The organism is Streptomyces poonensis (genome assembly GCF_014650915.1).
Taxonomy (GTDB): domain Bacteria; phylum Actinomycetota; class Actinomycetes; order Streptomycetales; family Streptomycetaceae; genus Streptomyces; species Streptomyces poonensis.
In genome coordinates this window covers 20,400-40,815 of the sequence record NZ_BMVW01000004.1, presented here as the reverse complement: position 1 = coordinate 40,815, position 20,416 = coordinate 20,400, and the positions used below count along the sequence as shown (strand labels likewise).

Here is a 20,416-nt window from a genome sequence, read left to right as displayed (position 1 = left end):
TTCGGTGAGACCCGGGACAGCCGCCCCCGGTTGGGCTCCATCACCACTTTGTTCCAGAACAGTTGCGCGATCGGTAGCCCATTTCGGGAACCATTCGCGCGCCCTGATCGTGGTTGCTGGTCAGCGGCCCGCACCCGCCACGCCTTCCGCGCGGCGGTCACGGTCCGTGGCACGACTCACCGGGAACAGCGCGGAGCCGCGGCGCCCGAATGCACCGCGGCTCCTTGGTGTTCGCCGGCGAGGCGGTCGAACTGTGCTGATCCGACGGCCCGCAGGGATCGCCGGCGTTCACGAGGGTTCCGCCCGGTCGGCCCGCCGGGCGGAACCCCGTGCCCGGGACCGGGGGCGGCTCAGAGGTCGAGCCGCTGACCGGGCACGATCATGTGGGGGTCGGCGCCGATGGCGGCCTCGTTGGCGGCGTAGATCTGCTGCCAGGTGGTTCCGTGCCGGGCCGCGATGCCGCTCAGCGTGTCACCGCCGCGGACGGTGTAGTCGCCGCGGGAGGTGTCACGGTCCGTGTGGCCCGGCGCGCGGGCGGGAAGCTTCGACGACTGCTTCACGGGAGCCTGCTTCGTGGTCACCGGTCCCGCGTCCGGCGCGGCTGGCGCGCTCCCGTAGGCCCCGGCGCGTGCCGAGCAGACCGGCCAGGCGTTCCAGCCCTGGGTCCGCTGGACCTTGGCGGCGATCGCGATCTGCTGCGCCTTGGAGGCCTGGTCGGCGGTGGGCGCGTAGGCCGTGCCGCCGAATCCGCTCCAGGTGGAGGCGGCGAACTGCAACCCGCCGTAGTACCCGTTGCCAGTGTTGATGTGCCAGTCCCCGCCGCTCTCGCACTGGGCGATGCGGTCCCACACTCCACCGTCGGCCGCCGCGGCACTGCCGTTCCCGGCCAGGATCCCGAGGGGAGCCAGCAGGGCCGCTCCGGCGAGGACCGCCGTCGTGCGCGTCTTACGGATGCTGCCGTGGGTGCTGTCGGCACATGCGGACATGTAAATCCCTCTCAAAGGACCCGGGGTCCCCCAAGGCGGCGCGCGACGCACGTCGTACGGGACGCGGTCGGTGCGCTCCGCCCCGTCCGCCGACGGTGGTGGTGCTGGCTGGCCTGGTGCGGCCGGCGGACGTTCCCGAGCGGTGCTCGTTGCACACGGCCGAGGAATCTAGGGAGCCCCGGGCCCTGTATCAACCGGCGCGCTGTCCCCACAGGCCAGTTCACCGTTACCGAAGGTATCGTCCTTTTTCGGCCACCCACTTCATTGCCCGATTTCCGGATTTGTCGGCCATCGAGACCGGCGATCTGTGACTCACCTCACCCGAGCAACTTCGTTGGGAATGCACGGAGTTGGCATGGAGTGATGAATTCCGCCCCGGGCCTCACCGTGTGCTCCCGATGGTTCGATTCCGTTCGCCCTCGGGCGTGACTCCGGCCACAGATCGCCCGTTGTCTTCTGCATGAGCCGGGGACCCCCCGCGCTCATGGGCCGGGAGCCACCCGGCTTTCGCCACGCACCACATCCCGAGGAGCCCCCCGTGCCGCGCATGCTCGACGTCAGCGACGAGGTACGTGCCGAGATCGGCGACGAGGAAGCCGACCGGCTGCTCGCCGGAGAGAACGCCCCGGGCAGTTACGACTGCACGTCCTGCCGCACCCCGGGCGACTCCGAACAGGAGCGCACCAGCACCGTGCTGTTCATCGGCGACGAGACCGCCGTCCTCGCCTTCGCCCACGCCACCTGCCTGCCCTCCCAGGTCGTCCAGGTCACCGAGGAGCAGTTGCAGGGCGCCGTCCGGTCCATCACGGCCGACGGCGGACCCGCCAAGGCGGCGCCCGAGCAGGCCGTGCTCGGCGTCACCAGCGGACTGGTGCTGATCGGCGGCGAGTTGTACCCGGCGCTCGTGGTCGAACCCACCGCCCCCATCGCCCGCCCCGGCACCCCGGGCGACGGCGACGACTTCCTGCCGCTGCTGACCGAGCAGGGCTTCGTTCCGCTGAGCGGGATCGACACCGTCCCGCCGGTGCTGCACGGCTGGTCGGTGCTGCTCGCCATGGGCCAGCTGCACGCCATCCTCCAGCCGGGTACCGCCGACGGCCAGCCGGTCGCCTGGTGGCAGGCGCACCAGCCGCTCCAGGCCGCGGACAGCTGGCGGGCGGCCGCCGCGAAACACCAGCAGGTGCTGCTGTTCGCCGCACCGGTCGGCTCCATCGGCCGCCAGCCCCGCGAGGACCTGCTGCGCGAGGCCCTCGACAAGGCCGCCGCGAACGGCAAGCTGGTGGCCTCGACCCTGCCGCTCGCCGGAACCTGAGCGATCCGCCGGGTCCTGTGAGCCACGTCGGGCCCGGCCACCCCGCCGCCGGACCGGTGGCTGCCCCGGACCGGTGCTCCGCCGGGCCGGTACTCCGCCGGGCCGGGTCCGGCCGCACCGCCGGACCGGCGCTGGGCCGTACGGGCGGTGATCCGACCGGCCGCGCGCCGGCCCCGCATCCCTTGTGCGGCGGGGTCGTTTGGTCCTACGTGCACGCATACGATGTCCCCCGCCGCCAGTCCTACCAGCCGATTCCGTCCATGCGGCCGGCTCAGGACCCCTCGGGCCCCCCTTCGGCCACACCGATCTACGACGCGCTCTACGCGGAGTGGGTCAGGTCCTTCCGGGCCCTGCCCGGCGACCGCCACGGCGAGGAGGAGCTGGGCTTCACGGCCTTCGGCATCGCTCCGTACCTCGGCGGCACCTATGGGTCGTACTCCACGGGGGCGTACTCCACAGGCGCGTATTCCACCGGCTCCGCCGGCTCCACGGGCTCGTACGACGGCCGCCACGGCACCGCCGCGTACGCGACCGGGCGCCTCGCCACCCAGCACGGCACCCGGCGCGAGGCGCAGCCCGGCCCCACCTCCCAGGCGACATCCGTCTGGCAGCCCGTGGGCCGGATGCCCACCGGTCACACCGGTACGCACCACTTCCCCGCCGCCGCGCTGCCACCGGGCCCCCGCCGAGGGCACTGACCACGAGAGCCGACGGGGCCGGCCCTGAAGGCCCACGACGGTCCGCAGCGACGAGGGCGGCTCCCCGGGAGATCCGGGGAGCCGCCCTCGCGTGTACGGGCCGCCCGGCCCGCTACTTCTTCTTGCCGCGCTTCTCGCGCACCCGCACCGAGATGTGGATCGGCGTCCCCTCGAAGCCGAACTCCTCGCGCAGCCGCCGCTCGACGAACCGCCGGTAGCCCGCCTCGATGAAGCCGGACGCGAACAGCACGAACCGCGGCGGCTTGGTGCCCGCCTGTGTGCCGAACAGGATGCGCGGCTGCTTGCCGCCCCGGATCGGGTGCGGGTGGGCGGAGACCAGCTCGCCCAGGAAGGCGTTCAGCCGGCCCGTCGGAACCCGGGTCTCCCAGCCAGCCAGCGCCGTCTCGATCGCCGGGACGAGCTTCTCCATGTGGCGTCCGGTGCGCGCCGAGACATTGACCCGCGGCGCCCACGCCACCTGGCCGAGCTCCGTCTCGATCTCGCGCTCCAGGTAGTAGCGGCGCTCCTCGTCGAGGGTGTCCCACTTGTTGAAGGCGAGGACGATCGCCCGGCCCGCCTCCACGGCCATCGTCACGATGCGCTGGTCCTGCACGGAGATGTTCTCGGAGGCGTCGAGCAGGATGACCGCGACCTCCGCCTTCTCCACGGCGGCGGCCGTGCGCAGCGAGGCGTAGTAGTCGGCGCCCTGCTGGAGGTGGACCCGCTTGCGGATGCCCGCCGTGTCGACGAACTTCCAGGTGACACCGCCGAGCTCGATCAGCTCGTCGACCGGGTCGCGGGTGGTGCCCGCGAGCTCGTTGACGACGACGCGCTCCTCGCCCGCCACCTTGTTCAGCAGCGAGGACTTGCCCACGTTCGGGCGGCCGATGAGCGCGATACGGCGCGGGCCGCCGACGCCGGCGGTGCCGAAGGTCTGCTCGGGCGCCTCGGGCAGCGCCTCCAGCACGGCGTCCAGCATGTCGCCGGTGCCGCGGCCGTGCAGCGCGGAGACCGGGTGCGGCTCGCCGAGGCCCAGGCTCCACAGGTACGACGCGTCGGCCTCGCCGCTCGGGCCGTCGACCTTGTTGGCGCAGAGCACGACCGGCTTGCCCGCCTTGCGCAGCAGCCGGACGACGGCCTCGTCGGTGTCGGTGGCGCCGACCTTGGCGTCGACGACGAACACGACCGCGTCGGCCGCGTCGATCGCGTACTCGGCCTGCGCGGCCACGGAGGCGTCGATACCGAGGACGTCCTGCTCCCAGCCGCCGGTGTCGACGACCTTGAAGCGGCGGCCCGCCCACTCGGCCTCATAGGTGACGCGGTCGCGGGTGACGCCCGGCTTGTCCTCGACGACGGCCTCGCGGCGGCCGATGATGCGGTTGACCAGGGTCGACTTGCCGACATTCGGGCGGCCGACGACGGCGAGCACCGGGAGCGGGCCGTGCCCGGCCGCCTCGATGGCGCCCTCGACGTCCTCCAGGTCGAAGCCCTCTTCCGCGGCGAGCTCCATGAACTCCGCGAACTCGGCGTCGCCAAGTGCCCCGTGCTCGGTCTCCGAGCCGTCGGAGGGGATGTGGTCGTTCATGAAGTGGTACCTCGTTCGTCGTGGTGATCGGTGGACCGCCCGAGGGCGGGAGATCCACTACTCAAGTGTCCCCTGGCGCCCGGTGAGGCGCCTGGCGTTTTCCAGGTGGGCGGCGAGCTGCTTCTGGATGCGCGCGGTCGCCTCGTCCAGCGCGCTGCGCGTGCGCCGTCCCGTGCCGTCGCCCGCCTCGAAGGGCTCGCCGAAGACGACGTCGACGCGGCTGCGCAGCGGGGGCAGCGCCCGTATCAACCGTCCGCTCCGCTCGGAGCTTCCCAGTACGGCGACCGGGACGACCGGGGCGCCGCTGCGGACGGCGAAGTAGGCGAGCCCGGCACGCAGGGAGGCGAAGTCGCCCTCACCGCGGGTGCCCTCGGGAAAGATACCGAGGACGCCGCCGTGCTCCAGGACGGCGAGGGCCCGGCTGATGGCGGTCCGGTCGGTGGCCGTGCGGTCCACCTTCAGCTGGCCGATACCGGTCAGAAAGGGGTCGAGCGGCCCGGCGAACGCCTCTTTCTTGATCAGGAAGTGCGTGGGCCGCGGTGCGACGCCCATGACCATCGGGCCGTCGATGTTGTGGGTGTGGTTGACGGCGAGGATCACCGGACCGGCCGCGGGGACCTTCCAGGTGCCCAGCACGCGCGGCTTCCACAGCCCGTACATCAGACCGACGCCGATGCGGCGGCCGACCTCTGCACCCCGTACCGAAGGCGCCTCGGTCACTTGGCGGCCCGCTTCTCCTCGACGAGGGTGACCACGCACTCGATGACCTGCTGCAGCGTGAGGTCGGAGGTGTCCACCTCCACGGCGTCGTCCGCCTTGGCCAGCGGGGAGGTCTTGCGGCTGGAGTCGGCCGCGTCGCGCTTGAGCAGCGCCTCGCGGGTGGCCTGGACGTCGGCGCCCTTCAGCTCGCCGCTGCGGCGGGCGGCGCGGGCCTCCGGGGAGGCCGTGAGGAAGATCTTCAGGTCGGCGTCCGGCAGCACGGTGGTGCCGATGTCCCGGCCCTCGACGACGATGCCGGTCACCGCGCCGGCGGCGATGGTGCGCTGCAGCTCGGTGATCCGGGCCCGCACCTCGGGCACCGCGCTGACCGCGCTGACCTTGGAGGTGACCTCCTGGGTGCGGATCGGGCCGGCCACGTCGGTGCCGTCCACGGTGATGGTCGGCGAGGACGGGTCGGTGCCCGAGACGATGTCCGGCTTCCCGGCCGCGGCGGCGATCGCCGAGGGGTCGTCGGTGTCGATCCCGTTCGTCACCATCCACCAGGTGATCGCCCGGTACTGGGCGCCGGTGTCCAGGTAGCTCAGTCCGAGCTGCGCGGCCACGGCCTTGGAGGTGCTCGACTTGCCCGTGCCGGAGGGGCCGTCGATGGCGACAATGACTGCCGGGGCGGTCCGGGCGGCGCCGTTTTCCACGGTGTGGAGACCTTCCTGGTGCGGGATGACGGGAGTGTGCGGGACGCGAGCGCGCCCCGCACAAGGTTACTTGCTCCCCGACGCCCGTATGACTAACCCCGCGCCCCCTCCCCGGCGGGAGGGGCGGCGCCCGGCCGGCGTCACTGGCGGATCGCCCAGCCCCGCTCCCGCAGGGCCGCGGTCAGCGTCGGCGCCGCTTTCGGCTCGACCATCAGCTGCACCAGGCCGGCCTGCCGGCCGGTCGCGTGCTCTATGCGGACGTCCTCGACGTTGACGCCGGCGAGCCCCGCGTCGGCGAAGATACGGGCCAGCTGGCCCGGCTGGTCGTCGATGAGGACGACCACGGACTCGTACGCGCGCGGGGGGCTGCCGTGCTTGCCGGGGACACGGACCTGGCCGGCGTTTCCGCGGCGCAGGACGTTCTCGATGCCGGTGGCGCCCTCACGGCGCTTGTCCTCGTCGGCGGACTGCAGGGCGCGCAGCGCCTGGACCGTGCCCTCCAGGTCGGCCGCCACCTCCAGGAGCAGATCGGCCACGGGCCCCGGGTTGGCGGACAGGATGTCGATCCACATCCGCGGGTCGGAGCCCGCGATCCGGGTCACGTCGCGGATGCCTCCGCCGCACAGCCGTACGGCCGCCTCCTCGGCGTTCTCCAGGCGGGCCGCGACCATGCTCGACACCAGGTGCGGCATGTGGGACACCAGGGCGACCGCGCGGTCGTGGGCGTCGGCCTCCATCACGACCGGTACGGCACGGCAGTGCGACACCAGCTCGAGGGCGAGGTTCAGGACGTCGGTGTCGGTGTCCCGGGTGGGCGTGAGCACCCAGGGGCGCCCCTCGAAGAGGTCCCCGCTGGCCGCCAGGGGACCCGACTTCTCGCGGCCCGCCATGGGGTGGGTGCCGATGTACCGGGTGAGGTCGAGGCCGAGCCCCTCCAGTTCGCGGCGCGGGCCGCCCTTGACGGAGGCCACGTCGAGGTAGCCGCGGGCCAGGCCGCGCCGCATCGCGTCGGCGAGGGCGGGGGCCACGTACGCGGGCGGGGCGGCCACGACGGCGAGGTCCACCGGCCCGTCGGGCGCGTCGTCGACACCGGCGCCGAGCGAGGCCGCCGTACGGGCCTGGTCCGGGTCGCGGTCGGCGAGGTGGACCTGGACGCCGCGCTGGGCGAGCGCGAGGGCCGCCGAGGTGCCGATCAGCCCGGTTCCGATGACGAGTGCGGTCCTCACTGGGCGATGTCCTTACGGAGGGCGGCGGCGGCGCCGAGGTAGACGTGCGCGATCCCGCTGCGGGGCCGGTCCGACTCGACGTGCGCGAGGACCCGGACGACGCGGGGCATCGCACCCTGGATGTCGAGTTCCTGGGCGCAGATCAGCGGTACGTCGACGATGCCGAGCTCGCGGGCGGCGGCCGCCGGGAAGTCGCTGTGCAGATCGGGGGTGGCCGTGAACCAGATGCTGATCAGGTCGTCCGCGGTGAGCCCGTTCCGCTCCAGGATGGCGGTGAGCAGGGCGCCGACCTGCTCGTCCATGTGCCCGGCCTCGTCCCGCTCGAGTTGGACGGCGCCCCGGACCGCTCGTACCGCCACGTCTGTGCTCCTTGCTGATGTACGTACACGACTCGTCGCACCAGCGTAGTCAGCCCCGCACGCACCGGTGACCGGCGCCCGCCTGCCGAGACGGGTCCGTACGAACCGAATCATCTGTGGCGTTTCCTCCCGAATTGCTTCTGTTTCGGGGTCGTCGGTGCCAGGATGCTGCTGCTCCGCCCTCCCTCTGGCTCCTTCGTACGTTCGGGGTGACGACATGACGATGGGATCGACGCGGCGCACCGTCCTCGTGACGGGCGCGGCGGTGCTGCTCACGGGCTGCGGCGGGGGCGGTGACCAGGACGAGGACGGAGAACTGGCGAGAACGGAGGACATCCCGGTCGGCGGCGGCAAGGTCTTCGGCGAGCGGAAGGTCGTGGTCACCCAGCCCGGAAAGGGCGACTTCAAGGCCTTCTCGGCGATCTGCACCCACCAGAACTGCACGGTCTCCACCGTCTCCGACGGGACGATCGACTGCGCCTGCCACGGCAGCAGGTTCAGCATCGAGGACGGCTCGGTGACGGCCGGCCCGGCGACGCGGGCGCTGCCCGGGAAGAAGATCACCGTGACGGGGAACTCGATCCGCCTCACGTGATCCGCCGCGTACGCTCGCGGTCATGCAGCCCGAGGCCCTGGTCCGCGACCACACGATCTACGCCTGCGTCATGGGTTCGCGCGCCTTCGGCCTGGCCACGGACGGCAGCGACACCGACCGCAGGGGCGTCTTCCTGGCCCCGACCGCCCTGTACTGGCGGTTCGAGAAGCCGCCGACGCATGTGGAGGGCCCGGCGGAGGAGCAGTTCAGCTGGGAGCTGGAGCGCTTCTGCGCGCTCGCGCTGCGCGCCAACCCGAACATCCTGGAGTGCCTCCACTCCCCGCTCGTGGAGCACATCGACGACACGGGCCGTGAGCTGCTCTCCCTGCGCGACGCCTTCCTCTCCCGCCAGGTCCACGACACGTTCGCACGCTACGCCCTCGCCCAGCGCAAGAAGCTCGACGCCGACGTGCGCACCCACGGCGCCCCGCGCTGGAAGCACGCCATGCACCTGCTGCGCCTGCTGACGAGCTGCCGCGACCTGCTGCGCACGGGCGAGCTCACGATCGACGTGGGCGAGGCCCGCGAGCGGCTCCTCACCGTCAAGCGCGGCGAGGTTCCGTGGCCCGAGGTCGAGTCGTGGATGACCCGGCTGGCGGCGGAAACGGACGAGGCGGCCGCCCGTTCCCCGCTCCCGCCCGAGCCGGACCGGGCCCGCGTGGAGGACTTTCTCGTACGGACCCGCCGTGCCTCAGCCCTGCGGGAGCCCCGCGAGCCGTACCCGTACGACGAAGTCGTGCAGGGCGTCGTACACGACCGGGGCGTCCGGCAGCGCTGAGGCGGCCTGCGCCTCGTCCAGCACCGTGTGCAGCCGCTCCACATCGGCCCGCACGCGCGCGTGGTCCACGTCCGCGGCGCCGTGCTCCCGCTCGGCCTTGGCCCGGACGAGGTCCGGCAGGTACGCGGGCGCGTCCACCTGCTCCAGCAGCGTGGGCAGATGGGCCTGCACCTCGCCGCTGCGCATCAGATGGACACCGGTGAGCAGCACGCGGAACGTGTAGAGCAGCGGCTTCAGCTCGCGCGTCTTCTCGAACAGCCGCCACTGCGTGGTGGCGAAGCCCCGGTAGTGGTGGGCGTGGTGGCTGGTCAGGACACCGGGAGCGAGCGCGGCCAGCTCCCGGTGGGCGTCGGTGGTGTGCACGACCAGCGGGGAGAGCAGCTGCTCCAGCACATAGCCGTTGCGCTTCAGCATCAGCCGGACGAACTTGCGCAGGTCGTGCGTGACGAGGTCCATCTCGACGCCGTCCCGCTCCCACATCCGCGACCGCGTCTCGTCCGCCTCCCGCAGCCCGACCAGCGCGGCCGTCGGCAGCAGGTGGACGCCCCGCAGGTCGACGTCCGAGTCGCGGGACGGGAAGCCGTACAGGTGCGCTCCGGAGACGGTCGCGAACAGCAGGGGGTCCGGCTGCTCCGCGACGACGGGAGTCAGGTCGATGTCCAGGTCGGCGGCGGCGAGGGCGTCGGTCATCGCTCAAGCGTCCCAGAGCGCTCCGAGCGCCATGAGGTCGCCTCGGTACTCGATGCGGTCGGCCCACTCCGCGGGCCAGGCGTCCGGGCCGTGATGGGCGCCCGCGAAGGCGCCGGCCAGGCAGGCGATGGAGTCGGAGTCGCCGGAGGAGCAGGCGGCCCGGCGCAGGGCGGTGACGGGCTCGCCGACGAACAGCAGGAAGCACAGCAGGCCGGTGGCGAGGGCCTCCTCGGCGATCCAGCCCGCGCCCGTCGCGAGACACGGATCGGTCTCGGGCGACGGATCGCGCAGGGCGTCCCGGAGCCGGCCGAGTATCTCCAGGCACTCGTCCCAGCCGCGCGCGATGAAGTGCTCGGGGCTCGGGTCCTGGCTCCGCGTCCACAGGTCGCCGAGCCACTGCTCGTGGTAGCGGGTGCGGTTGTCGTAGGCGTACGAGCGCAGCAGACCGACCAGTCCGGTCGGCTCGGCGCCCTGCGCGAGCAGCCGTACGGCGTGCGCGGTGAGGTCGGACGCGGCGAGCGCGGTGGGGTGGCCGTGGGTGAGGGCGGCCTGGAGCTGGGCGGCGCCGGCGCGCTGGTCGTCGCTCAGGCCGGGGGCGAGCCCGATGGGGGCGACGCGCATGTTGGCGCCGCAGCCCTTGGAATGGATCTGGGAGGCGTCCTGCCAGGGCCGGTCCTCGGCCCTCAGCAGGTCGCACGCGACCAGGCAGGTACGGCCGGGGGCCCGGTTGTTCTCGGGCGAGCGGAACCAGTCGACGAACTCCTCGCGCACCGGCCGCTCCAGCCGCTTCGGTCCGAGGACGCCCCGCTCCATGGCGGTCCGCAACCCACGGCCGAGCGCCAGCGTCATCTGGGTGTCGTCGGTGACGATCGCGGGTCTCGGCAGCTCCATGTCCCGCCAGGGTCCGCACTTGGCGAGGATCGACGGCACGTCGTTGAACTCCGTCGGAAAGCCGAGCGCGTCCCCGAGTGCCAGCCCGAGCAGGGATCCGGTGGCGGCGCGCTTGGTCGTTGTGGTGCTCATGAGGAGCGTCCTTCCCGGGAGGGTCGCAGCAGGGGCGGATGCAGGGCCGTGGCGGGACCGGCACGGTACAGCGCGGCGGGTTTGCCGCGGCCGCCGGTCAGCCGGGCGGCGCCGGGCACCGCCTCCACGAACCCGGAGGTCGCGAGGACCTTGCGCCGGAAGTTGGGCCGATCCAGCTCCGTGCCCCACACGGTCTCGTACACCAGCTGGAGCTCCCCGAGGGTGAACTCCGGCGGGCAGAAGGCCGTGGCGAGGCAGGTGTACTCGAGCTTGGCGCCGATCCGGTCGTGGGCGTCGGCCAGGATGCGGTCGTGGTCGAAGGCGAGCGGCCCGGCCCCGTCGTACGGCAGCCAGCGGGCACGCGCCGCGTCACCGCCGCCACGCGGCTCGGGGGCGTCCGGCAGGAGCGCGGTGTACGCGACGGAGACGACCCGCATCCGGGGGTCGCGGTCCGGCTCGCTATAGGTCCGCAGCTGCTCCAGGTGCAGCCCGGAGACGTCCGCGAGGCCGGTCTCCTCGGCGAGTTCGCGCCGGGCCGCGGTCTCCGCGGACTCGTCGGGCAGGACGAAGCCGCCGGGCAGCGCCCAGCGGCCCGCGTACGGCTCCTGCCCCCGCTCGACCAGCAGGACCTGGAGCCGGCCCGCCCGGATCGTGAGGACCGCGAGGTCGACGGTGACGGCGAAGGGCTCGAAGGCGTACTTGTCGTAACCCTTCATGCCCCCTCCCTCCCTGATATTGCCCCGGCGTCGTCGCCGGGCGTCGGCGGCGGGACCGGGACCACCCCCGTGGGCCCTGCTCCCGCGTACCGCACCCGGCGGCGACGCCTTCTTAATGGTCAGTAGGACTATAAAAAGGGCGGACGGTGTGCCACAAGCCCCTCACCGCGAGGAACGCAAGAAAAATCGGCCGGTCCCGGGAATCCCGGAACCGGCCGACGAGGCGCAGGCGCAGGCAGGCCCTACAGGTCCACCTCGCGCATCAGCATGCCCACCTCGGTGTTGGACAGCCGGCGCAGCCACCCCGACTTCTGGTCGCCGAGGGTGATCGGCCCGAAGGCGGTGCGCACCAGCTTGTCGACCGGGAAGCCCGCCTCGGCGAGCATGCGGCGCACGATGTGCTTGCGGCCCTCGTGCAGGACCACCTCGACCAGGTAGTTCTTGCCGGTCTGCTCGACGACGCGGAAGTGGTCCGCGCGCGCGTACCCGTCCTCCAGCTGGATGCCGTCCTTCAGCTGCTTGCCCAGGTCGCGCGGGATGGGCCCGACGATGTGCGCGAGGTAGGTCTTCTTCACGCCGTACCGGGGGTGCGTCAGCCGGTGCGCCAGCTCACCGTGGTTGGTGAGCAGGATGACGCCCTCGGTCTCGGTGTCGAGCCGGCCCACGTGGAACAGCCGCGTCTCGCGGTTGGTCACGTAGTCGCCGAGGCACTGGCGCCCCTCGGGGTCCTCCATCGTCGACACGACGCCCGCGGGCTTGTTCAGCGAGAAGAACTGGTACGACTGCGTGGCCACGGTCAGCCCGTCGACCTTGATCTCGTCCTTCTCCGGGTCGACGCGCAGACCCTGCTCCAGCACGATCTCGCCGTTGACCTCGACCCGGGCCTGCTCGATCAGCTCCTCGCAGGCGCGGCGCGAACCGTAGCCCGCGCGCGCGAGCACCTTCTGCAGCCGCTCGCCCTCCTGCTCGGCGCCCGGGAAGGTCTTGGGCAGCTTGACGTCCTTCTTGCCCGCGTACCGCTCGCGGTTGCGCTCCTCGGCGCGCGCCTCGTACTCACGGGAGCGCGCGGGGGCCGTACGGCCGCGCCCGGCGCCGCGCTGTGACTCCTGGGGCCGCTTGGGGCCGCCCTTGGCGCCACCGCGCGCCGCGCCGCCGCGGCCCGCCTTCGGGCCGTCCTGGGAGGCGCCGGGACCCACGTCGTAGCGGCGCTCCTCCGGGCGGGGCTTGCGGGGGCGGCCCTGCCCCTGCTTCTGGTCCCTGTCGTTGCCGGCCCCGCGGTAGTTACCGCGTCCGCCGCTCTTGCCGCTGCCGCTGCTTCGCATCAAAGTTCCGTCGTCGTCTTCGTCGGGTGATCGTCGTCTGTGTCCGGTGCGTCCGGATCGAACGACGGTACGCCCTCCTGGGTCTCGGCCTCGATCGCCTCCGCCTCGGGAAGGAAGGGCGCGAGCTCCGGGAGCTCGTCCAGGCCGCGCAGGCCCATCCGCTCCAGGAAGTAGTTCGTCGTCCTGTACAGGATCGCACCTGTTTCGGGTTCCGTGCCCGCCTCCTCGACCAGACCACGCTGGAGGAGGGTCCGCATGACCCCGTCGCAGTTGACCCCTCGTACGGCCGAGACACGGCTGCGGCTCACCGGCTGCCGGTACGCGACCACGGCCAGTGTCTCCAGCGCGGCCTGGGTGAGCCGGGCCTGCTGCCCGTCGAGGACGAAGCGTTCGACGGCGGCCGCGTAGGCGGGCCGGGTGTAGAACCGCCAGCCCCCGGCCACGAGCCGCAGCTCGAAGCCGCGGCCCTGCACGGTGTACTCGTCGGCCAGCTCCCGCAGCGCGTCCGCGACCTGCCGCCGGGGGCGTTCCAGGATGCGCGCGAGGTGCTCCTCGCCGGCGGGCTCGTCCACGACCATCAGGACGGCCTCCAGGGCGGGCTTGAGACCGAGGGCGGCAACGGTTCCCAGGCCGGCCGGTACCTCGGCGCCGCCCTCCGTCTCGGCGCCGCCCTCCGCCTCGGTGGTTCCCTCGCTCACGCCTTCTCCTCCTCCTCGGGCCTCTCCTGCGGCCGGTCGAACTCGTCCGTGACCATCGGCGTCCCGTCCCCGTCCCCGCCGGTCCAGCGCACCAGCAGCTCGCCGAGGGCGGCCTCCTGCTCCAGCGCGACGGCCTTCTCGCGGTACAGCTCCAGCAGCGCCAGGAACCGCGCCACGACCGTCAGCGTGTCGTCGGTGTCCTCCACGAGCGCCTGGAAGCTGGCCTCCCCGAGCTTCCTGAGCCGTTCCACGACGACCTGGGCCTGTTCCTGCACGCTGACCAGCGGCGCGTGGATGTGGTCCACGTACACCTGCGGCTTCGGCTTCGGCTGCATCGCCTTCACGGCGAGCCCGGCGAAGCCTTCCGCGCCGATGCTGATGACGACCTCGGGCAGCAGCTCGGCGTGGTGCGGTTCGAGGCCGACGGTCCGCGGGTACCGCCGGGCCTCGTCCTCCAGCCGCCCGTTGAGGATCTCGGCGATCTGTTTGTACGCGCGGTACTGCAGCAGCCGCGCGAACAGCAGGTCCCGGGCCTCCAGCAGCGCGAGGTCCGCCTCGTCCTCGACCTCGGCGGCGGGCAGCAGCCGCGCGGCCTTGAGGTCGAGCAGCGTGGCCGCCACGACGAGGAACTCGGTCGTCTGGTCCAGGTCCCAGTCCGGCCCCATGGCCCTGATGTGCGCCATGAACTCGTCGGTCACCTTCGACAGCGCGACCTCGGTGACGTCCAGTTTGTGCTTGGAGATCAGCTGGAGCAGCAGGTCGAAGGGGCCCTCGAAGTTGGCGAGCCGCACCTTGAACACACCGTCGCCCGGCTCGCCGGGCTCGCCGGGCTCGTCGGCCGCTTCCGGCGCGGGGCCGTCGGGGGCGGAGCCGGTCTCGGCCTTCCCTGACGCTGTCGCCCCGGACGCCGCCGCCTCATCGGACGATGCCGCCCCGGGCCCCACGGGCTCGGCGCCCGGTTCCGGAGCCCGCCCGGGGCCGGGTGGGTGCGGAGGCGGGTCCACCACCCCGCCTGCCGCGTCCACGGCACCGTCCTCCGCCGGAGGCGGCGCGGGCGGGTCCGGGAGCGGGACCGGAGGCGTGGCCGGAGCCGCGGCCCCGGGCCCTCGCCCCAGTGCACGCCGACGGCCGGCGGAACCGCCGGAGGCTGTCGTGTCGTACGAGGTCATGGCCGTCGCAGGCTACCGCGTACGGCCCCGGAAGCCGACGACCCGCCCGGTCGCCCAGCGCCCCCGCCGGTCCGCCTCCTGCCGTGACCTGCCCCTACCGCCCGCGCAGCCTGCGGACGAGGATGCTCGCGTCCCCCCGGGACTCCAGGTCGGCCAGCACGACGGCGACCGCCTCCCGCACGATCCGGCCCCGGTCGACCGCCAGCCCGTGCTCGCCGCGGAGCACCAGACGGGCGTGTTCGAGGTCCATGAGCTCCTCGGCGGAGACGTACACCGTGATTTTCTCGTCGTGCCGTTCGCGCCCGCTGGGACGGCGTGCCGCGGGGCGCCCCCGGCGTCGGGGCGTGCCCGCGGCAGAACCTTCCTGCGTCGACTGCCGTCGTGGGGCGCGCGTCCCGCCCGGCACGGGGCCCGCGGCCTTGTCCGGCTCCGCGGCGTTCCGGCTGCGGGACTCCCCCGCCTCGGCGGGCTCGGCGTCCGCGGCCGCGTGCTCGGTTCCGTCGCCGCCCTGCGCGGGCACCGACGGCGGGGCGTCCTCGGCGGGTTCGCTCTCCCCCGCCGGCGCCGGCACCCGGGCCTCGCCGCCCGCCTGGCGCCGGGGCGTGGACGCCTGGAGCGCCATTCCCCCTGTCGTACGGAAGAGTTCGTCGGCCCCCGGCAGACTCACTCGGCGTGACACCGGGCGAGCACCTCCCTGGCGAGCTGGCGGTAGGCGGCGGCACCGACGGAGTTGGAGGCGTACGTGGTGATCGGCTCACCGGCGACCGTGGTCTCCGGGAAGCGGACCGTGCGCCCGATGACCGTGTGGTAGACGTGGTCGTCGAACGCCTCGACGACCCGCGCGAGCACCTCACGGCTGTGCACGGTGCGCGAGTCGTACATCGTGGCGAGGATGCCGTCGAGCTCCAGCTCCGGGTTGAGCCGCTCCTGGACCTTCTCGATGGTCTCGGTGAGCAGCGCCACACCGCGCAGGGCGAAGAACTCGCACTCCAGCGGCACGATGACCTTGTGCGCGGCCGTCAGGGCGTTGACGGTGAGCAGGCCGAGCGAGGGCTGGCAGTCGATCACGATGTAGTCGTAGTCGGCCATGAGCGGCTTCAGGGCGCGCTGCAGCGTGGACTCGCGCGCGACCTCGCTCACCAGCTGGACCTCGGCGGCGGACAGGTCGATGTTGCTGGGCAGCAGGTCCATGTTGGGGACCGCGGTCTTCAGGAGCACCTCGTCGGCCGCCATGCCCCGCTCCATGAGCAGGTTGTAGACGGTCAGGTCGAGCTCCATCGGGTTGACGCCCAGACCGACCGAGAGCGCGCCCTGCGGATCGAAGTCGACCAGCAGCACGCGCCGCCCGTACTCCGCGAGCGCGGCGCCCAGGTTGATGGTCGACGTCGTCTTGCCGACGCCGCCCTTCTGGTTGCACATCGCGATGATCTTCGCGGGGCCGTGGTCGGTCAGCGGCCCCGGGATCGGGAAGTACGGCAGCGGGCGCCCTGTCGGGCCGATGCGCTCACGGCGCTGGCGGGCCGCGTCGGGCGCGAGCGTGGCCGCGTACTCCGGGTCGGGCTCGTACTCGGCGTCGGGGTCGTAGAAGTGTCCCTCGGGCAGTTCGTCGTAGTCGGCGAAGTGGTTGCGGAGCTCGCCACTTCCGTCGCCGGCCATGGCGTTCACGTGATGGCCATCCATGCTCTGGTGTGCTGTCTGAGTCGCCCCAAGATTCTGGTGACCCTGGTGGGCTGCGAAGGTGCGCACAGCGACGGAGCCGACAGCCTGAAGCCCCGTGGGCCCATGACCCTGCGCAGGCATTCCTGGTTGACCACCCCCGGGAGTAAATGTCGACTCATTCACAAGTCGTCTTACCTCCTTGGTGACCAGGAAACTTCTAGACAGGTCAGCGTGGCACCATGCCGACGGTTGGCGACTCTATGGCGTGTCACCGGTCCGCAGCAACACAATCCGCCGGACCCGGCCCGATGTGTCGGCATTGAAACATGGCGCTGTCAAGGGCGTACGGCCGTCGCATGGCAGGTTTCACCGTTGCGCGAAAGGGTTGAAGGGTTACGTTCGAGGCGAGTTGACCCGGTGTCGGACAGTGAACATACACACATTCGGCCGGACCTTGGCGGGCAAGGTCCGGCCGAGTGGGCGACGTTGACGCGTCGTGTTGACGTATCGCTTTATGGCGCCGGTGAGTCGTCCGGACGGCCGGACGGATGTGCGGCTCTAACCGAGCAGGGAGTCCAGCTCGACGTACTCCATGCCGTGCGCCTCGGCGACCTCCCGGTAAACCACCTTGCCCTCATGGGTGTTGAGGCCCTTGGCCAGCGCGGGGTCGCGGCGCAGCGCCTCGGCCCAGCCGCGGTTCGCCAGTTCCACGATGTACGGCAGCGTGGCGTTGGTGAGCGCGTAGGTGGAGGTGTTCGGCACGGCGCCCGGCATGTTGGCGACGCAGTAGAACACCGATCCGTGCACCGGGAAGGTCGGCTCGGCGTGCGTGGTGGGTCGCGAGTCCTCGAAGCAGCCGCCCTGGTCGATCGCGATGTCGACAAGGACACTTCCCGGCTTCATCCGCGACACCAGCTCGTTGGTGACCAGCTTCGGTGCCTTGGCGCCCGGGATGAGGACGGCGCCGATGACGAGGTCGGCCTCCAGGCAGGCGCGCTCCAGTTCGAAGGCGTTGGAGACGACGGTCTGGATCTTCGTGCCGAAGATCTTGTCCGCCTCGCGCAGCTTGTTGATGTCCTTGTCGAGCAGGGTCACGTGGAAGCCCATGCCGATGGCGATCTGCGCGGCGTTCCAGCCGGAGACGCCACCGCCGATGACGACGGCCTTCCCCGCCGCCACGCCCGGGACGCCGCCCGGCAGCACACCGCGGCCGCCGTTCGCGCGCATCAGCTGGTAGGCGCCGACCTGCGGGGCGAGCCGGCCCGCGACCTCGGACATCGGGGCGAGCAGCGGCAGCGCCCGGTTCGGCAGCTCGACGGTCTCGTACGCGATGGCCGTGGTGCCGGACTCCAGCAGGGCCTCCGTGCACTCCTTGGAGGCGGCCAGGTGCAGATAGGTGAAGAGCGTCTGGTCCTTGCGCAGACGGTGGTACTCCTCGGCGACGGGCTCCTTGACCTTCAGCAGCAGGTCGGCGGTGGCCCACACCTCGTCCGCCGTCTCCAGGATCTTGGCGCCGGCGGCGACGTACTCGTCGTCCGTGATGGAGGAACCGGTACCGGCGCCCCGCTCGATGACGACCTGGTGGCCGTGGCGCACCAGCTCGTGCACACCGGCGGGGGTGATGGCCACCCGGAACTCGTTGTTCTTGACCTCGCGGGGGATGCCGACCTTCACGTGGATCACGGTCCTTGGCTCAGATGGGGGTGAGGGCACGCACGCGCTCACAGGCGCCGCATGCCCGACTACGAAGACAAACCGTCATACCGGTGCACATCGGGGCACACCGGGAGACACCGCAGGAGAACCGGCGGCGGACCCAGTCTAATGAAGGCCTCTTCCCTGTCTAGCCTTTCAAAGCATTATTTTCCGTCGGAAGCGCTGCGGATTTCGCAGGTGTTAGATCCCTGTTCCGCTGCGATCTCGCCGTTCCGACCGTGCCCGCCGTCCCGACCGTCCCGGCGGCCCCCGTCGACCTCGCCGCTCTCATCGGTCTCATGGGTCTCATGGGTCTCATGGGTCTCGCCGGTCTCGCCGGTCTCGCCGTCCTGGAGTTCTTCTCCCAGCATGCGCCCGGCCGCGCCCCGGTGCAGCCGGGCCGCCGCCGGGTCACCGAGCCGCTCCAGGGTGTCCGCGAGCCTGAGGTGCAGGGCGGCCTGAAGCCGGACGTCCTCGGCGCGCCGGGCCCACTCCACGGCCTCCTGGCAGGTCTGCAGCGCCTCCTCGGGCCGCCCCGCGTACTCCTGGACACGCGCCATCTCGCTCAGCGCCCGGGCCTGGCCCCCGACGTCGCCGAGCCTGCGGTGACCGGCCAGCGCCGAGCGCCAGCCCCGCAGCGCCTCCCCGTAGCGGCCGGCGTAGGTGTGCGCGGTGGCGATCCGGCCGTACAGGCGGGCCGCGTCGGCGCGCTCGTCGCGGGCGAGCCGCTGGGCGAGCGCCCGCCCGTACCAGTCGGCGGCCCGGTCGTAGTCGCCGAGCTCCTGATGGGCGCCGCCCACGGATTCCATCGCGCGGCCGGTCGCATACGGGTCGTTCGCCTGCCGTCCGGCGTCCAGCGCGGCCCGGTAGCGGACGAGCGCCTCGGCGGTACGGCCGGTGCGGGCGTCCAGGTCGGCGAGGTTCAGCAGCGCTGCGGCCTTCTCGCGGGGCAGGTTCCGGCGCTCGGCGACGTCCAGGACGAGCTGGTGGACGCCGTACAGGTCGGGCGCGGCGGCCTGGGTGCCGAAGTGGGCGACCATCGCCCGTACGAGCTGGGACATCAGGCGCCGGGCGAGGGTGTCCAGCTCGCCGTCGGCCACCGCGAGCCGGGCCGCCGCCAGCAGCGCGGGCCGCCGTACGCGCAGCCATTCCTCGGCCGCCCTCGGGGTGGAAAAGCGCAGCGCGCGCGGCAGGCCGAGGAGCTTCTCGCGGGCCTGGACGCTGTCGGTCTCGGTGACGGCCCGGCAGGAGTGCAGCAGTCGCAGGGTGCGTTCCAGCATCCGGGCGCGGGCCAGCTGGAGTTCGGCCGGGCGTTCGTGGTCCGCGGCGAGGGAGCGCAGCAGGGGCAGCAGGCAGCCGGGGACCTCGTACTGCGGCAGCGGCGAGTCGACGGTGTGCAGGAATCCGAGCTCCGCCAGGTCGTCCAGCGCGGCGTGGGCCGTGTCCACCGAGCAGCCCGCCAGCGCGGACGCGGTGTGCGGATCGGCCAGGCCGGCCGGGGCGAGCGACAGCAGGCGCAGCATGCGGGAACGGGAGCCGGGCAGCGCGTCGTGGGAGAGCCGCAGGACGCGGGCCAGCGCGGTGCCCTCGCCGTCGGCCGCGTGCAGATGTTTGGCCAGGTCGGCGACGGCGGCCTTGGGGTGCGCCGCGAGCCAGCCCCCGGCGAGCACGAGCGCGGCGGGCTGGGCCGCGCACTCCTCGGCCAGGCTCTCGGCGGCCCGCGGGTCCACGGTGATCCGCACGGACCCGGTGTAGCGGGTGAGCAGCTCCAGCGCCGACTTGGTGTCCAGGCCGCCCAGAGTGCACGGGCGGACGTCCGCGATACCGGTCAGCGGACCGCCGGAGACGGCGACGACCAGGCACTCGGGGGTGTCCGGCAGCAGCGCGTCGACCTGTGCGGCGTCGGCCGCGTCGTCGAGCAGGAGCAGGGCCCGGCGGCCGGCCAGGGCCTCGCGGAGGGCGGCCGAGAGCTCGTCCTCGCCGGCGCCGGCCGGAGTGGGCAGGCCCAGCTCGGTCAGCAGGTCGCGCGCGGTGCGCTCGGTGGGTACGGGGGTGCCGCCGGGCTCGGTCAGGCGTGCGCGGTACACGCCGTCGGGGTAGCGGTGGGCCACCTGCCGGACGAGTTCCTCGGCGAGCGCGGTGCGGCCGAAGCCGGGGCGGCCCGCGATGAGGAGCACGCGCGCGCGGGGCGCCTTCCGGCCGGAGAGGGTGTCGAGGCCGGCGCGTTCGATGTCGGCGCGGAGCTCTTTCAGCTCCCGTGTGCGGCCCAGGAAGAGCTGCTCCGCGGTGGTGTCCGTACCGGCCGGAGGCCGTCCGTTCCCGGTCCTCTCGGTCTTCTCGGTCTCGGTCTTCTCGGTCTTCTCGGTCCTCTCGGTGCTCTCCGTGTCGACCGCCTGATCCGTCACGGGTCACGCTCCCGTCCCACCGCACGTGCAAGCCCGCCGGGACTCCGGTTCGGGCGTTTTCCTGAGCCTAGTTCACGCTCTGCGACGA

20 protein-coding genes are annotated in these 20,416 nt (G+C 72.5%); 4 read left to right on the top strand and 16 right to left on the bottom strand.

Going from position 1 to position 20,416, the window contains the following annotated elements; all coding sequences use genetic code 11:
* Window positions 1-350 precede the first annotated feature (350 nt).
* Entirely contained in the window at window positions 351-986 is a 636-nt protein-coding gene (locus IE242_RS13005; RefSeq protein WP_229858899.1) for a LysM peptidoglycan-binding domain-containing protein, read from the bottom strand.
* A gap of 538 nt (window positions 987-1,524) precedes the next feature.
* On the opposite strand from IE242_RS13005, the gene IE242_RS13000 reads away from it, so the two are divergent.
* Window positions 1,525-2,298: a DUF8842 C-terminal domain-containing protein gene (locus IE242_RS13000; protein ID WP_189858594.1), complete on the top strand. Its 774-nt coding sequence runs from the start codon at window positions 1,525-1,527 to the stop codon at window positions 2,296-2,298.
* 209 nt (window positions 2,299-2,507) lie between these two features.
* Complete coding sequence (locus IE242_RS12995) at window positions 2,508-2,996, top strand: hypothetical protein (protein WP_189858592.1); 489 nt, start codon at window positions 2,508-2,510, stop codon at window positions 2,994-2,996.
* Between the two features lie 112 nt (window positions 2,997-3,108).
* On the opposite strand, the gene der is transcribed toward IE242_RS12995, so the two are convergent.
* The 5 genes from der to aroH all read right to left on the bottom strand — a co-directional run bounded on the left by der (window position 3,109) and on the right by aroH (window position 7,578).
* The gene (gene der / locus IE242_RS12990) at window positions 3,109-4,581 is read right to left on the bottom strand and encodes a ribosome biogenesis GTPase Der (RefSeq protein WP_189858590.1); all 1,473 of its coding nucleotides are present in this window, start codon (window positions 4,579-4,581) and stop codon (window positions 3,109-3,111) included.
* A gap of 57 nt (window positions 4,582-4,638) precedes the next feature.
* A complete protein-coding gene (locus IE242_RS12985) occupies window positions 4,639-5,301 on the bottom strand; it encodes a lysophospholipid acyltransferase family protein (protein WP_189858588.1) in 663 nt (220 codons plus the stop codon).
* A complete protein-coding gene (gene cmk, locus IE242_RS12980; RefSeq protein ID WP_189858586.1) occupies window positions 5,298-5,993 on the bottom strand; it encodes a (d)CMP kinase in 696 nt (231 codons plus the stop codon). Before cmk ends, IE242_RS12985 begins: the two co-directional genes overlap by 4 nt.
* Window positions 5,994-6,133: 140 nt before the next feature.
* Window positions 6,134-7,219 (bottom strand): prephenate dehydrogenase, encoded by a 1,086-nt coding sequence (locus IE242_RS12975; protein WP_189858584.1) that lies wholly within the window; start codon window positions 7,217-7,219, stop codon window positions 6,134-6,136.
* Window positions 7,216-7,578 (bottom strand): chorismate mutase, encoded by a 363-nt coding sequence (gene aroH / locus IE242_RS12970; protein ID WP_189858582.1) that lies wholly within the window; start codon window positions 7,576-7,578, stop codon window positions 7,216-7,218. Before aroH ends, IE242_RS12975 begins: the two co-directional genes overlap by 4 nt.
* A 217-nt stretch (window positions 7,579-7,795) precedes the next feature.
* Here aroH and IE242_RS12965 point away from each other — a divergent pair, with 217 nt between their 5' ends.
* Complete coding sequence (locus tag IE242_RS12965; protein ID WP_189858580.1) at window positions 7,796-8,173, top strand: Rieske (2Fe-2S) protein; 378 nt, start codon at window positions 7,796-7,798, stop codon at window positions 8,171-8,173.
* Between the two features lie 22 nt (window positions 8,174-8,195).
* Entirely contained in the window at window positions 8,196-8,951 is a 756-nt protein-coding gene (locus IE242_RS12960) for a nucleotidyltransferase domain-containing protein (protein ID WP_189858578.1), read from the top strand.
* Here the strand turns inward: IE242_RS12960 and IE242_RS12955 are convergent.
* The 10 genes from IE242_RS12955 to IE242_RS12910 all read right to left on the bottom strand — a co-directional run bounded on the left by IE242_RS12955 (window position 8,865) and on the right by IE242_RS12910 (window position 20,193).
* Window positions 8,865-9,641 (bottom strand): nucleotidyltransferase domain-containing protein, encoded by a 777-nt coding sequence (locus tag IE242_RS12955; protein WP_189858576.1) that lies wholly within the window; start codon window positions 9,639-9,641, stop codon window positions 8,865-8,867. The two genes, IE242_RS12960 and IE242_RS12955, sit on opposite strands and share 87 nt — an antisense overlap.
* 3 nt (window positions 9,642-9,644) lie before the next feature.
* Complete coding sequence (locus tag IE242_RS12950; RefSeq protein WP_189858574.1) at window positions 9,645-10,664, bottom strand: ADP-ribosylglycohydrolase family protein; 1,020 nt, start codon at window positions 10,662-10,664, stop codon at window positions 9,645-9,647.
* On the bottom strand, window positions 10,661-11,380 hold the full coding sequence (locus IE242_RS12945; RefSeq protein WP_189858572.1) for an NUDIX hydrolase: 720 nt from the start codon (window positions 11,378-11,380) through the stop codon (window positions 10,661-10,663). Before IE242_RS12945 ends, IE242_RS12950 begins: the two co-directional genes overlap by 4 nt.
* Window positions 11,381-11,622: 242 nt before the next feature.
* Complete coding sequence (locus IE242_RS12940; RefSeq protein ID WP_189858571.1) at window positions 11,623-12,702, bottom strand: pseudouridine synthase; 1,080 nt, start codon at window positions 12,700-12,702, stop codon at window positions 11,623-11,625.
* Window positions 12,702-13,400: an SMC-Scp complex subunit ScpB gene (gene scpB / locus IE242_RS12935; protein ID WP_189858569.1), complete on the bottom strand. Its 699-nt coding sequence runs from the start codon at window positions 13,398-13,400 to the stop codon at window positions 12,702-12,704. The genes IE242_RS12940 and scpB overlap by 1 nt, the downstream gene beginning before the upstream one ends.
* Complete coding sequence (locus IE242_RS12930) at window positions 13,397-14,569, bottom strand: segregation and condensation protein A (protein ID WP_189858567.1); 1,173 nt, start codon at window positions 14,567-14,569, stop codon at window positions 13,397-13,399. Before IE242_RS12930 ends, scpB begins: the two co-directional genes overlap by 4 nt.
* Window positions 14,570-14,663: 94 nt before the next feature.
* Window positions 14,664-15,248, bottom strand: coding sequence for a hypothetical protein (locus IE242_RS12925; protein ID WP_189858565.1), 585 nt, complete (start codon window positions 15,246-15,248; stop codon window positions 14,664-14,666).
* Window positions 15,233-16,369: a ParA family protein gene (locus IE242_RS12920; protein WP_189858563.1), complete on the bottom strand. Its 1,137-nt coding sequence runs from the start codon at window positions 16,367-16,369 to the stop codon at window positions 15,233-15,235. Before IE242_RS12920 ends, IE242_RS12925 begins: the two co-directional genes overlap by 16 nt.
* Before the next feature lie 417 nt (window positions 16,370-16,786).
* Entirely contained in the window at window positions 16,787-17,911 is a 1,125-nt protein-coding gene (ald, locus tag IE242_RS12915; RefSeq protein WP_189858561.1) for an alanine dehydrogenase, read from the bottom strand.
* A 176-nt stretch (window positions 17,912-18,087) separates the two neighbouring features.
* A complete protein-coding gene (locus IE242_RS12910; protein WP_373299522.1) occupies window positions 18,088-20,193 on the bottom strand; it encodes a tetratricopeptide repeat protein in 2,106 nt (701 codons plus the stop codon).
* Window positions 20,194-20,416: the final 223 nt, after the last annotated feature.